The 13,877-nt window shown below is 43.5% G+C and carries 11 protein-coding genes; 2 read left to right on the top strand and 9 right to left on the bottom strand.

Annotated features, from left to right (window positions below; all coding sequences use genetic code 11):
* Nucleotides 1-180: 180 nt before the first annotated feature.
* On the top strand, nucleotides 181-1,206 hold the full coding sequence (locus tag LF822_RS10405) for a metallophosphoesterase (protein ID WP_253923961.1): 1,026 nt from the start codon (nucleotides 181-183) through the stop codon (nucleotides 1,204-1,206).
* A 300-nt stretch (nucleotides 1,207-1,506) separates the two neighbouring features.
* On the opposite strand, the gene argF is transcribed toward LF822_RS10405, so the two are convergent.
* The 9 genes from argF to LF822_RS10360 form a co-directional block, all read right to left on the bottom strand.
* On the bottom strand, nucleotides 1,507-2,454 hold the full coding sequence (argF, locus tag LF822_RS10400; RefSeq protein ID WP_253924259.1) for an ornithine carbamoyltransferase: 948 nt from the start codon (nucleotides 2,452-2,454) through the stop codon (nucleotides 1,507-1,509).
* 14 nt (nucleotides 2,455-2,468) lie between these two features.
* Nucleotides 2,469-5,492 carry a carbamoyl-phosphate synthase (glutamine-hydrolyzing) large subunit gene (locus LF822_RS10395; RefSeq protein ID WP_253923960.1) on the bottom strand — a complete coding sequence of 1,008 codons (3,024 nt, stop codon included), beginning with the start codon at nucleotides 5,490-5,492 and terminating at the stop codon, nucleotides 2,469-2,471.
* A complete protein-coding gene (locus tag LF822_RS10390; protein WP_253923959.1) occupies nucleotides 5,485-6,549 on the bottom strand; it encodes a carbamoyl phosphate synthase small subunit in 1,065 nt (354 codons plus the stop codon). Before LF822_RS10390 ends, LF822_RS10395 begins: the two co-directional genes overlap by 8 nt.
* 99 nt (nucleotides 6,550-6,648) lie before the next feature.
* Nucleotides 6,649-7,803: an acetylornithine transaminase gene (locus LF822_RS10385; RefSeq protein ID WP_253923958.1), complete on the bottom strand. Its 1,155-nt coding sequence runs from the start codon at nucleotides 7,801-7,803 to the stop codon at nucleotides 6,649-6,651.
* Entirely contained in the window at nucleotides 7,800-8,618 is an 819-nt protein-coding gene (gene argB, locus LF822_RS10380) for an acetylglutamate kinase (protein ID WP_253923957.1), read from the bottom strand. The genes LF822_RS10385 and argB overlap by 4 nt, the downstream gene beginning before the upstream one ends.
* The gene (gene argJ, locus LF822_RS10375) at nucleotides 8,581-9,807 is read right to left on the bottom strand and encodes a bifunctional ornithine acetyltransferase/N-acetylglutamate synthase (RefSeq protein ID WP_253923956.1); all 1,227 of its coding nucleotides are present in this window, start codon (nucleotides 9,805-9,807) and stop codon (nucleotides 8,581-8,583) included. The genes argB and argJ overlap by 38 nt, the downstream gene beginning before the upstream one ends.
* Before the next feature lie 24 nt (nucleotides 9,808-9,831).
* Nucleotides 9,832-10,866: an N-acetyl-gamma-glutamyl-phosphate reductase gene (gene argC, locus LF822_RS10370; RefSeq protein ID WP_253923955.1), complete on the bottom strand. Its 1,035-nt coding sequence runs from the start codon at nucleotides 10,864-10,866 to the stop codon at nucleotides 9,832-9,834.
* Nucleotides 10,867-11,320: 454 nt separating this feature from the next.
* Nucleotides 11,321-12,634 carry a lysine N(6)-hydroxylase/L-ornithine N(5)-oxygenase family protein gene (locus LF822_RS10365; RefSeq protein ID WP_253923954.1) on the bottom strand — a complete coding sequence of 438 codons (1,314 nt, stop codon included), beginning with the start codon at nucleotides 12,632-12,634 and terminating at the stop codon, nucleotides 11,321-11,323.
* Nucleotides 12,635-13,138: 504 nt separating this feature from the next.
* Entirely contained in the window at nucleotides 13,139-13,309 is a 171-nt protein-coding gene (locus tag LF822_RS10360; protein WP_253923953.1) for a hypothetical protein, read from the bottom strand.
* A gap of 102 nt (nucleotides 13,310-13,411) precedes the next feature.
* Between LF822_RS10360 and LF822_RS10355 the strand changes: the two genes are divergently transcribed.
* A complete protein-coding gene (locus LF822_RS10355) occupies nucleotides 13,412-13,876 on the top strand; it encodes a GNAT family N-acetyltransferase (protein WP_253923952.1) in 465 nt (154 codons plus the stop codon).
* Nucleotide 13,877 lies beyond the last annotated feature (1 nt).

Below are 13,877 nucleotides of genomic sequence, written 5' to 3'. Positions count from 1 at the left end.
ATTTAAAAATTTTTTTGATCGGTCAGAATTGTTGAATACCCAGGTTCTGTTACGTTTAAGTCGATAAGGAGCATCATTTTTACGCTCTCAAAATTAATTGAACTCCGCATAATAAACCAGGTGAAAGAAAAACTATATGTAACGAATCAAAGCCATTTATTTAGTAAAGGGGGGGTATCAATGAAAAAAAATCCACGAAAAATGACAACCGTAATGTGTACTATCGCTCTTATGCTCAATTTCTTACTCGTCACGGTACCCGCCAGTGTCTCCGCTCCTGATATTACTCATGCTCAATCATCAAAAGATCGCTATGAAACGGTTTATAATCCAGTATCAATCGAAGCTCCCTTTGATTATACTTTTGTTTGGATGTCCGATACCCAGTACTACTCAAAACGTCACCCGCACATTTACAGGAGTATGGTCGACTGGATTACAGCGAATAAAGAAAAACTATCTATCCCCTACGTCATTCATACAGGTGATATAGTAAACAACTGGGACAGTAAAGAGCAATGGCAGCATGCTGAAGATACAATGAACGTGCTGGAGGACGCAGAAGTCCCTTATGGAATTTTAGCGGGAAATCATGATATCGAGTTAAAGAACAAAGATTATACACCATTCTCCACATATTTTGGACAGTCACAATTCGAGAAGCAGCCCCACTATGGAGAATCATATAAAGATAACCGGGGGCATTATGACTTACTAAGTATGAACGGCAATGATTTTATCATGATTTACATGAGCTGGGGGATTACGCAGGAGGAGATCGACTGGGTGAACGAGGTGTTAGAGAAACATCCTGATCATATGGCTTTTATCAACCTCCACCAATATTTACTGCCTACCGGTAAACGAAGCCGGATCGGTGAAGATCTCTTTGAGCAAGTGGTTAAGCCAAATGAAAATGTAGCAGCCATCTTAAGCGGTCACTATTACGGTACGGCGAAAAAGGTTGATAAGATTGACGATAACGGCGACGGGACTCCGGACCGTAAAGTTTACCAGCTGTTAGCCAATTACCAGGGCGGTCCTGAAGGAGGACAAGGATACATGCGGTTATTACACGTCAATCAAAAGGAGAATAAAATTCATGTAAAAACCTATTCTCCTTTTCTGGATGATTTCAATTATTACGATACCGGACCTCACCCCGGTAAAGATGACTTTATCATGGAGATTCCATTAGAACCTTAAAGTGAATATTCCCACACCAAACGTACTACGACAGGAAACCTTTAATGTAGTACGTTTGTTACATAATAAAAGGAATTTAACATCGGTCATGATCTTTGGATTTTAATAGCCCGGCGGATCATTGGATAACTTTTCATATGTAATTCAAAATCTTCCTGTATTAAAAAATTCATAAGAACAAAGGCGCAAGAATGAGTGTCTGGTCGCTTGTACCTGCTGCCGCTATTTAAAAAGACGATTTTCACAGTTCGAAATTTCAGACGAACAAAAAACAGCCCAACCCATGTTGGACTGCTTTTACTACGAATTTGGTTTACCAATGACAGATTGCAGAATGGCTTTCTGAACATGAAGTCTATTCTCCGCTTGCTGAAAGACTGCCGAATGAGGACCGTCGATTACAGAAGCTGTTACCTCCTCCTCGCGGTGAGCAGGAAGACAGTGCAGAAAGTGAACGTCGTCCTTGGCAATGTTCAACAGTGTATCATTAACTTGATAATCAGCTAAGGCTGTCAGACGTTCTTCAGCTTCTTCCTCCTGACCCATGCTGGTCCATACGTCTGTATAAATCACGTCAGCACCCTGTACGGCTATAGCAGGGTCGTTTTCTACCTTTACGGAACCATTATTTTCTTCAGCGACCTGATTTGCTTTCTCCACAATGGCAGGGTCGGGTTCATATCCTTTTGGCGAAGCTGCTACAACCTCCATTCCCATCATAGCAGACAGGATCATAAGGGAATGAGCGACGTTATTTCCGTCGCCTATATAGACAACTTTAACGCCGCATAAACGGCCTTTCAGCTCAAGGATCGTAAATATATCCGCCAGAGCCTGGCAAGGATGATAAATATCGCAAAGACCGTTAATTACCGGAATGGAGGCGTGCTCAGCTAATTCAGCCAGCTTTTCATGCGATGAGGTGCGATACATAATGGCGTCAACATATCCTGATAACACCTGTGCAGTATCAGCAATTGTTTCTCCACGCCCGATTTGGATGTCGCGGCTGTTTAAATAAAGGGCGTGTCCTCCCATCTGCACCATGCCTACTTCAAAGGAGACGCGCGTACGAGTAGACGATTTTTCAAAAATCATCCCCAATGTTTTACCACTCAACGTCGTATTGTGGGGGTTTTCTTTAAGATTCTGGGCCTGAGCAAGCAGCTGAGAGACATCGGTTTGATTGAAGTCAAGCCATGTCAATACATCTCTGCCTTTTAATGTGTGGTTCGAAGTTGTCATCATTTCCATTAAGTTCATTATACGCACTCCTTCGCTTTACTCCCGGGCAGCGGGGTTGGTTGGTAAGGGTTGTAAGCAAGTGAACCGACGTATGCGTTAAACGTCGCGGCTTGTGTAAATACCGTTACGCCGGCTTTTAATGCCTGAATTCTTTTCACCGAGTCAATCTGCCTGTTCCCATCGTTCATATAAACCTTCGCTTCCTTCAGCTCAATCCATTCCGCAAAATTCAAATCACTGGACTTACCCTTCACCTCATGCTCTGATTCAATTAAACAGGCATTCTCCGCTTCATAAAGGTTAGGAAGATGTTCAAACACTTTCGCCATCGCCTCTTCTGTTGTATCAGCAAGGCACATTCCTTCACCTGTAGAGAGCATGTTAGCACCAAGTTTATGATCTAGCTCCGGCAGCGCATGTGAAGAGAATAGCGGAAATTTCACGGCTGCTTTTTGAATGGATGGCTGAGCGGTATCGTTAAGAGCATCCGACTCCTCGTCGACAAGAACTTTCACAGCTAAATCGACCAGTGACACCTCGGATACTTTGCTGATAATCGGAACGGTTCGGCTTGCACGCGGATTCACTTCTAAGACATACACAATACCGTCAGATAGTAAAAATTGAATGTTCATTAATCCCTTATAGTTCACCTTTTGCACAATTTTCTGTGCATAATCTGTAAGTTTCTTTTTGACCTCAGATGTTAAGTTTTGGGATGGGAAAAGAGCCATGCTGTCACCTGAGTGGACCCCGGCAGGCTCGAGGTGCTCCATAATATCAGGAACAAACACATTCTCTCCGTCCGCAACGAGATCAATCTCCGCTTCGCTGCCTGTCATAAACTGATCGAGCACAATTGGATAATGACGTTCATCCGTTTCCCTTAAAGCTTCTATTAATTGCTGCTCATTTTCTACTTTAACCATGCCCTGGCCTCCAATGACGTAGGAAGGACGGCATAGGAGCGGGTATTCATAGGAGCCTGCCGCTTCAAGAGCTTCATCCATCGTATGGCACATCTCGCCTGGAATATGCGGCACGTCAATGCTTTGCAGTACAGAATAAAATTGTTCCCTGTCCTCAAGCTTGGCGATCGTGTCGACACTTACTCCCGCAAGAGGGACCCCGGCTTCACTAAGTTCCTCTGCAATATTAATGGCTGTCTGCCCTCCAAATTGGGTAAAGACGAGGTCAATCCCTTCATGCTCGACAATGGATTCAATGACTTCTTTATTAATCGGATCAAAATAAAGGCGGTCAGCAGTCGTGTAATCGGTGCTGACGGTTTCTGGATTGTTGTTAATCATTACTGTCGTCCAGCCGAGATTCTGAAGGCTTTGAATAGCCTTAACTGCACTGTAATCGAACTCAACCCCCTGGCCGATTCGGATGGGGCCCGAGCCGATGATTAAAGCTTTCTTGTTAGGAGGCAGCGGCGCAATTTCATTTGTGCCTGCATATGTGGTATACACATAATTGGTTGCTGCTTCAAATTCAGCTGCACACGTGTCAACCATTTTATAACTTGGCGACACTTCAAACCGGGTACGCTTCTCTTTCACTTCAGCTTCATCGATTCTTTTGAGCTCGGCGATCTTTTTATCTGTAAAACCCTGTACTTTAGCGGTTTTCAATAATTTTTTATCTAAATTTTGATTTTTTAATTGCTGCTCTGTCTGAACGAGGTTCGCGATGACCTGTAAGAAAAATAAATCAATAGCCGTTGTGTCATGAATTTCTTTTATTGTCGTTCCCTGCTTCAACATTTCTACAATTGTGAAGTATCGCAAATCTGTAGGCTTTGTTAAGTGTTCTTCAAACTGCTCTTCTAAGATTTCAGGTATGGTTTGATCAAGCGAAGCGACAGCCTTTTGAAAGGCCCCTTCGAGGGTGCGGTCAATCGCCATCACTTCTCCTGTTGCTTTCATTTTCGTTCCCAGCCTGCGATCAGCATTTGAAAATTTATCAAACGGCCAGCGCGGAAATTTCACAACCACATAGTCCAGGGCAGGCTCGAAGCTTGCGTAAGTTGTACCTGTTAATGGGTTGATCAGTTCATCCAATCTATAGCTGAGGGCCAATTTTGTTGCCATTTTCGCAATGGGGTAGCCTGTTGCTTTAGAAGCAAGAGCTGACGACCGGCTCACTCGTGGATTAACTTCGATGACGTAATATTTCTTGCTATAAGGATCGAGCGCGAACTGGACATTACACCCGCCGATTACATCAAGTGCTGATATAATCGTAAATGCTGCGGTTCTTAACATTTGATATTCTTGATCTGTGAGCGTCTGGGACGGAGCGACTACGATAGAGTCTCCAGTGTGCACTCCAACGGGATCAAAATTTTCCATGTTGCAGACACTGATGCACGTCCCGTTCACATCCCGCATCACTTCGTATTCTACTTCTTTAAAACCGGCGATACTCTTCTCAATAATCACCTGGCCGATTGGACTGGCTTTTAGGCCGTTCGCTACTAATTCCTTTAATTCTTCCTCGTTATCAACGATGCCGCCGCCACGGCCGCCAAGCGTATATGCCGGCCGGCTTATTACAGGATAACCATATTCAGCCGTAAACTGGAGCGCTTCTTCTACACTTGCGATGACCTCACTTTCAGGTACCGGCTGTTTCAGTTCATCCATCAGCTCGCGGAACAGCTCACGGTCTTCCCCCTGCTGGATCGATTGGACACTAGTTCCAAGAAGCTCAAGATCATATTCAGCAAACAAACCATGCTTATTCATATCGACAGCCAGGTTAAGTCCTGTCTGACCGCCGAGGCCGGCGAGAACGGCGTCCGGCTTTTCTTTTTTTATAATGGCTTCAACACTTTGCACAGTTAACGGTTCGCAGTACACTTTATCGGCAATCTCATTATCTGTCATTATCGTAGCCGGGTTGTTGTTTACTAGTATAACTTCGTGTCCCTCTTCTTTGAGTGCAAGGCATCCTTGCGTACCGGAATAATCAAATTCCGCGGCCTGACCAATAACAATTGGACCTGAGCCGATAACGAGAACTTTCTTAGGCATATACCTGCACTCCTTTCTTGTGGTTTACACTTGTAAAAAATTCATCGAATAACCATAACGCATCTTCTGGTCCCGGGTTCGCTTCAGGATGAAACTGTGCCGACAGAATCGGTTTGGACGGGTGCATTAACCCTTCGACCGAACCATCGTTGACGTGGTTGAAGCTAACTTCAAGCACAGTATCTGCTACGCTCATATCGTCCACCACGTAGTTATGATTTTGAGAGGTGATAAAGACGCGGCCGGTCTGAACATCTTTAACCGGGTGATTAGCACCGCGGTGACCAAATGCGAGTTTTTTCGTATCTGCTCCATAGGCTAAAGCAATCACTTGATGCCCTAAGCAAATCCCGAGCGATGGATACTGCTCCAGTACCCCTTTAATTTCGGATAAGAATTTCATGGCGTCTTTGGGGTCCCCTGGTCCGTTGGATAAGACCACTCCGTCAGGCTGAAGGTCATGAACTTTTTGCACTTGAGTAAAAGGAACAACCGAAACTCGGACTCCGTGCTCTTGCAGCTGGTCTACGATTGAGCCTTTATAGCCGAAGTCAATAACCGCGATATGCTGTCCGCCATTCCCATAGGTTTCCACTTCTGATTTCGAAGCCTGGAAGATCTGTCCCACAAGCTTCGTATCTGATGGATTAATTGTTTCATGAGCCATCACAGCCTGGCACGTACCTTCACTGCGGATTGCTTTCGTGACTTCTCTCGTATCGACCTCTGTTAAATAAGGCACGTTCCATTTATTTAAATAGTCTTTTAAAGAAGTTGTCGCCTGATAATGATAGGCTTCTTCTGCACACTGCATCATGACCACCCCGCTTACCTGCGGATATCCACTTTCAAAATCATCTTCATTGATGCCGTAATTACCGATCAATGGGTAGGTAAATACAACGATCTGCCCTTTATAAGAAGGGTCTGTTAATACTTCTTGATAGCCTGTCATTCCAGTGAAGAACACAACCTCTCCTTCCACTGGTTTTTCCCATGTACCAGATGCTTCACCTTGAAAGCTCTTGCCTTCTTGTAATGTTAGGAATCCCTGCATCTCTCTACACCTCGCTGTATATTTATTAGTATTAAGGTATTTTTATACATTGTTATGATTAAAAATACTTTGCAGGGGATCCCTGACAAAGTATTGGCTTCATGGAGTACTTGATTTCTCCAATTGCAGTACATCTTCAAGGATGGAAACAGCCCGGTCGATTTCTTCCCCTGATACGTTTAACGGCGGAAGCAGTCGAATGACCTGTGGACCAGCTAATACAGCCAGTAATCCTTTTCCTCGCAGCTTATGAATAAATTCAATAGCCTGAGTATCCATTTCAATACCTATCATCAAGCCTTTTCCTCTTACCTCTTTCACACCGTCAATTGGTGAAAGCTTGGACTTAATCTGCTGCTGAAGGTAAGAACCTTTTTCCTTTACATCCTGCAGGAATTGTTTCGGAAAAATCGTCTGCAGTGTAGCTTTTACGGCAGCTGAAGCTAACGGGTTTCCGCCGAAAGTCGAACCGTGTGATCCTGCTGTAAATGTCTCAGCCAGTTCGGCCTTCCCAAGCATAGCTCCGACTGGGAATCCGCTGCCCAGCCCTTTTGCTGAAGTGACAATATCCGGGTCTAAACCAAAGTGCTGATAGGCAAAGGGTTCTCCTGTACGGCCAATGCCAGTCTGCACTTCATCGATGATAAACAACGCTCCCGTCTCCCGGCACTTCTTTTGTACAGCCTGCAGGAAAAGCTCCGTCCCTTCCACGACTCCGCCTTCACCTTGAATGACTTCGACCATGATGGCTGCTGTATCTTCCCCGTCCCATTCAGTCACAGCCTCTGAATCATTATAAGGAAGATATTCGAACGTAGGAAGAAGTGTACCGAAGCCCTGATGAACTTTATCCTGACCGGTAGCACTCATCGTCGCGAACGTCCGGCCGTGGAACGACTGTTTAAAGGTGATGATTTTTTCTTTACCGGTATGTTTTCTCGCCAGCTTGATAGCTGCTTCATTCGCTTCAGCTCCACTATTGCAAAAGAAAGCATAATCGAGGTTGGTTTCAGCTGTTAAAAGTTCAGCTGCTTCCTGCTGCACAGGAATTTGATATAAATTAGACACATGCCACACTTTTCCAAGCTGCTCCTGTATGGCCTGCTCAACTGCCGGCGGACGGTGGCCGAGATTACACACAGCAATACCTGAGACAAAGTCTAAGTATTGATTTCCTTCATCGTCTGTTACGACCGTCCCTTTCCCTGACTCAATCGTTAAGGGGAAACGGTTGTACGTTGGAAACACACTCATTTGACGACTCCTTCCTTCATTTCCTGATAAATCGTTGTTCCTTTAATAACGTCCCCTTGAACCAGGGATTGTTCTCCGCTGACTATGAGTACTTCATTTAAGTGTACAGATAATGCATTAACTGCCGATTTCACCTTTGGAATCATTCCACCGTAGATGACGCCGTCAGTAATGAGTTGTTGAATTTCTTCGGGAGTGATCTGTGTGATCATTTCTCCTTCATGCAGAATACCCGGTACATCTGTAACGAAGAGCAGCTTATCTGCTTTAAGCGCATTGGCAACAGCAGCTGCTGCAATATCTGCATTTACATTTACCATCTGATCGTCACTTGTCGTTGCAAGCGGGGCGATAACTGGGATGTAATTCTGCTTAAGAATCTCCTGGATCAGAGTGACGTTAACTTCTTCGATATCTCCAACTAAACCAAGCTTCTCTTCATTGATTAACCGCGCTTTTAACAAGCCTCCATCCGATCCTTTAAGACCAACACAAGGAACTCCCTGTTTAGTAAAAGCAGAAGTCACTTGAGCGCTGACTGTGCCGCCTAACGTCATCGTCACGACTTCGAGTGTTTCAGCCGTGGTCTTCCGTAAACCTTCAAAGAACTCACCCTTAATATTTAAGTCCTCTAATAAGGAAGTAATCGCCGGTCCTCCACCGTGAACGACAACACATTGATACCGCTTTGTCAGCTCGCAGAAGCTTTTGTAAAAGCTTTCTGAAATATGGTCAATCATGCTTCCACCCAGTTTAATAACTAATACTGGTTTATGATTATGTTCGGTAGCTTGCATTGATTTTGACATAGTCATATGTTAAATCACACCCCCATGCAGTTCCTGCCCCTTTTCCTTCATGAAGCTCAATCTTGATTGTTACCTTTTCCTTCTTCATATCTTCTACAGCCTGTTCCTCGGAAAAAGAGCAGGGTGTTCCGTTACTAAAAACGAGCTGGCTTTCAATATAAATGTCGCAGCTTTCCGGGTTCACCTGTGCTTCACTATGGCCAATGGCACCCACAATACGGCCCCAGTTGGCATCTACTCCATAAACCGCAGTTTTCACCAAACTTGATCCGACTACTTTTTTAGATATAATACGGGCTTCTTCGTCCGTTAAAGCCCCTCTTACATTCACTTCTATTAATTTAGTGGCACCTTCTCCATCTTTCGCAATCTGCTTTGCCAGGTCTTCACATACGAGCTGGAGCGCTTGTTTAAAAGTATCCCAATCTTCGTGTTCAGGAGTGAGCTCGGCATGATCTACACTTCCATTTGCCATCGTCAGCACCATGTCATTTGTTGATGTTTCACCATCGACCGTAATTTGATTAAATGACTTATCAATTGATTGACTCAAGGCGGTCTGCAAATGCTCAGACTCAATCTTTGCATCCGTTGTAATGAAACCAAGCATCGTTGCCATATTAGGGTGAATCATTCCCGACCCTTTTGCTGCGCCGGCCACTGTAACGGTCAGTCCGTTGACTTCAACCTGGTAGCAAGCTGACTTCTCACACGTATCTGTTGTTAAAATCGACTGCAAAAAATCATGGTCCCCTTCGATTGAAGGGGATACGTTCATGGATCCATGCTCAATTTTGTCCATTTCAAGCTGCTGTCCGATTACCCCGGTAGATGCTACAGCGACGTGATCTTCTGGAATAACGTAGCGTTCAGCAATTAAAGTTCTCATCTTATAAGCATTCTCAAGCCCCTCTTCCCCTGTACAAGCGTTAGCAATTGCGCTGTTGACAGCTAAGGCTTGAATCTTTTGTGAGGAAGCTATGCTTTCCTGGGTCACTTGAAGTGGAGGGGCCTGGAAATGACTTTGCGTGTAAACGGCCGCGACAGAGGCGGGCTGAATACTCATTAATAATCCATAGTCTTTCTTTGAATGTCGCAGGCCGCAGTGAATACCTCCAGCCATGAAACCTTTAGGCGACGTTATTGTCCCGTCCTCTGCTTTCACAATCTTGTTCGCGTCCGTTAGTTGAATCAATCGCTCTCTCCCTTTCTATATGAGTTATGGATAAACTGGAATATGGTGTAAACCTGTAGTTTCTTCCATTCCCAGTACTAGATTCATATTTTGTACGGCCTGACTGGCGGCCCCTTTCATCAGGTTGTCGATGACAGAAACGATCGTCAATCGACTAGTCCGTTCATCAAGAGCTAATCCAATGTCGCAATAGTTCGATGCATACACGTCTCGTGTGCAAGGGAACTCCCCGGCTTTCCTTATTCGAACAAAAGGTTCCTTTTCATACGTCTTCTCGTATAATTGAACGAGTTCATTAAGAGAATAATCACCTTTTAAATCAACATAGATGGTCGACATAATCCCGCGCGTCATAGGAACGAGATGCGTCGAAAACGTAACGGGCTCTGCGGTCGTATCCCAGTGCATTAACTGCTGTTCAATTTCGGGAATATGCTGATGCTGATTCACTTTATAAATGCGAAAGTTCTCTTGTGTATTGGCGAAATGAGTTACAGTGCTGGCTTTCTTCCCTGCTCCGGATACCCCTGATTTAGCGTCAATGATAATGCGGGATGGGTCAGCCAGCTCCCGGCTGACGACTGGACCTAACCCGATAAGCGTCGCCGTCGGGTAGCATCCGGGGTTCGCAATGATGCCGGCTGATTGAATGGCTTCCTTGTTCCACTCGGGTAAGCCGTACACCGATTGTTCGAGCACGTCTTCTGACGCAGCTTCGTTTTTGTACCAGGTGGTGTATAACTCGCGGTCTTTAAGCCTAAGGTCACCCGATAGGTCGATGACTTTACCTTTTCCTCCTATTAATTGAGGTGTCAGTTCACTCGATACCCCCGCCGGCGTGGCCAGGAAAATGATATCAAGCTGCTGCTTCATTTCATCAGGATTCAGGTCTTTTAATGTGTAGTTTTCATTATTCACATGAGTGTATATTTCTTGAAAGAACTCTCCATGTTGTGTTGATGAATATAGATTTATATTTTCCACTCCAGGGTGGCTGTATAATAAGCGGAACAGCTCTACACCGCCATATCCTGTAGCTCCGACAATTCCAATTTGCAACGTTCCTTCACCTCTTTTTTGTATATGTATAAATATTATAAATAACGTATATTTATGCTATTATTACTCTTGTAATAAAATCTGTCAACAGGTGGAGCAAAAGTTTTATTTCAAGCTGAAGCATTCCATAGAAAAAAGTATGATAAAACTCCATTAGTAAGCGGTTACATTTATATTGAAATTTTTTTGTTAAAATTTCATTTATACAAATTCAAATTTATGTGAATAAAGAATGATTTTCAGACAGAGGTTGACTTAATTCAGGAAAGACCGGCAAAATGAATTAAAATGGTAATGAAGGAAGAGCTTGCACCTGAATAATACTACGTGGGTTTCGCGAGGAAACTCGGGCACTCGTCTGCGGCTCCTTCAGCTCCCGGCAGCAAGGTAAAAAGCTTGCAGAAGTTTCTCCACAAGCAGAAAGACCAGCTGGAAAACAGCTGGTCTTTCTGGATTATTCAATATCGAAGGATTGGAAAATACTATGATCAGGCAGCTTGTACATTTCGCGATCCAGGAGGTGGTTAATAATCACCTTATTACGATGAACAGCGAGCCCTAAATTCGTTGAACCAACGCCGTGGGTATGGGAAATTCCACTGTGTACATATATTTCGTTCTCGACGTTTTCGGTCTTTTTCAATCGATAATCTGCCTCTACTTTATACCGCCCTTGCTCGTCCCATTCGAGGAAATTACTTAAATAATGAATGAACTCAGGAACATAAGGCTTGTACCCTGTTGCTGTGATCACGACTTCAGATTCGTGCTCAAATGCTTCTTTTTTCTGCCAATGAAAGCAGTCGAGTACGTAGCCTGTACCATCCCTCTTCTCTTCAATGCCGCGCACTTCACTAAGCACCTGTAATCCGACATTCAGCTGATCACCGCCAATTGAATATTCGTACAGTAAGTTATAAATGTCTTCAATGGTATGATTGCTGATCCCCTTATAATATAACCCTTGATTCGCAAAGATCTCATCCTTGTCTTTTTGCGGCAGCTGATAGAAGTATTTCACGTAATCTGGTGAGAAATGCTCGAGACTCAGCTTGGATTCTTCCATTGACTCAAAGCTGGCCGAGCGGGTAATCCAGTCCAGTCTAAACCCGCATTCGCGTTGTTCTTTAAGAAGCTCACGAAATGTCTCAGCAGCGCTTTGTCCGGAACCAACCACTGTAACAGATTTTGCGTTTTTGCAGCGGTCCTTGTTAGGAACATAATCGGCAGTATGAAAGACATCCTTCTCAGGTAAGTTTTGAAATGATTTCGGCATAACAGGAACACTCCCGGTCCCCATCACAATGTGCTTCGATTTATATACGTCTGTTTGGTTGGTATCCAAATTCTCTACCGTCACTTCAAAGTAAGTCTCTTCCTCTCTAACATGACGGATGTTAGAAACACGGTGTCCGAACAAGCAGCTGCTTAAACGCTTGGACACCCATTGACAATAGTCGTTATACTCACGGCGTGGAATATCGAGCCGCTGCAAAAAGTAAAATTGATACATTCGATCATTTTGACTGATGTAGTTTAAGAAACTGTGCTTATTGGTTGGGTCCGCCATAGTAACTAAATCCGCTAAAAATGGAACCTGCAGCTTGGTTCCTTCAATCAGCATGCCGGGATGCCAATCAAACTCCTGTTTTTGTTCAAAGAACAAACTGTCTACTTCTTCGATTTCATCAAGCAGAGCAGCTAGACTTAAATTAAAAGGGCCGATCCCTACCCCCATTAAATCGTATATTTTATCATGTTGTGCCATTTAAGTTTCACTTCTCCTTTGGTGGGCTATGTTTATTTCCTTGTTAATATTATTCAAAACGAACATCCATGCAGCCAGAATTAATTACTGAGAAACCCGATTCCGACTCCAATTATACGTTTGTGCAGTGAAATCTTTATCCCTGACCAGCGGTTTTTCATAAAGACAATAAGATTGCACAATGAATAAAGAATGATAATAAAGAATGATTTCAATAGCTAAAACCTTATTTATTATAGCGTTCTTTTAAAGAATCCGTCCGCATTTCTTAATTCTTCTCAATATTATCATAAACAATTTAAAAACTATAACAGCTTTCGTCTGTTTAGGTTAACCGAAAAGAGGAGTTATCATTATTCATTCAATAAAAGAGCTTCCTTTCTACAGCTCTTGGTGCGTGCCCCCGTTTAAGGCTATTCACAGTTTAGAATTCGATAATTTCCCATAGCATATAAAAAAACCAGGGGGTCCCTGGTTTCACCGTTTAATTAATGAAGAGGAGAGTTAAGATTGCTGATCTTTAAACTTCATAATACCCGAAAAGAGCAGCAGAATAGCACCTAATCCTATTAATACCGAATCGGCTTCTTGAAAAGCAACTTCTATATTTAAAAGCCAAAGTCCTACCCCAATTAAAAATAGTAACCACCCAGCGATCGATAATTTTCGTTGCATGGGATCTCTCCTCTCAAATCATGCTTATCAAAATTGTAACATAACGAAACCTTTTTGAATGAATCGACGTAAAAGAAGGAAACTAATCAAAGGGGCCACACTATGACATACCTAAACCCGGTACACTGCCGGCAGGACTACCTTGCATTACTTCTACTAGCTGATGAAAGCGAAGCCATTATATCTGAATACATAAACGAAGGTGAAATGTATACGATCAATGAACAGGAACAGCCTATAGGCATCTGCCTATTCATTTTTCCACAACATGACGTAGTAGAAATTAAAAATATTGCGATTCTCCCTGATTATCAACGAAGAGGGATAGGAAAGAAAGCCATCGCCGAAGCACATAGTATGTTTCAACGACGAGGTTTTAGTGAAATTATAGTAGGGACAGCGAATTCAAGCTTAGAGAATATTTTATTTTACCAAAAATGCGGGTTTCGAATGCAATCAATTCGAAAAGGTTTCTTTATAAACTACCCCGCTCCTATTTATGAAAATGGGATTCAAGCTCTCGATATGATTGTTTTTCAAAAGAACTTAATTGAAGGAGATGAGTAGG

This window comes from Halobacillus sp. A5 (assembly GCF_024189315.1).
In the GTDB taxonomy this organism is placed as follows: Bacteria; Bacillota; Bacilli; order Bacillales; family Halobacillaceae; genus Halobacillus_A.
This window is presented reverse-complemented; position numbering and strand designations above follow the sequence as displayed.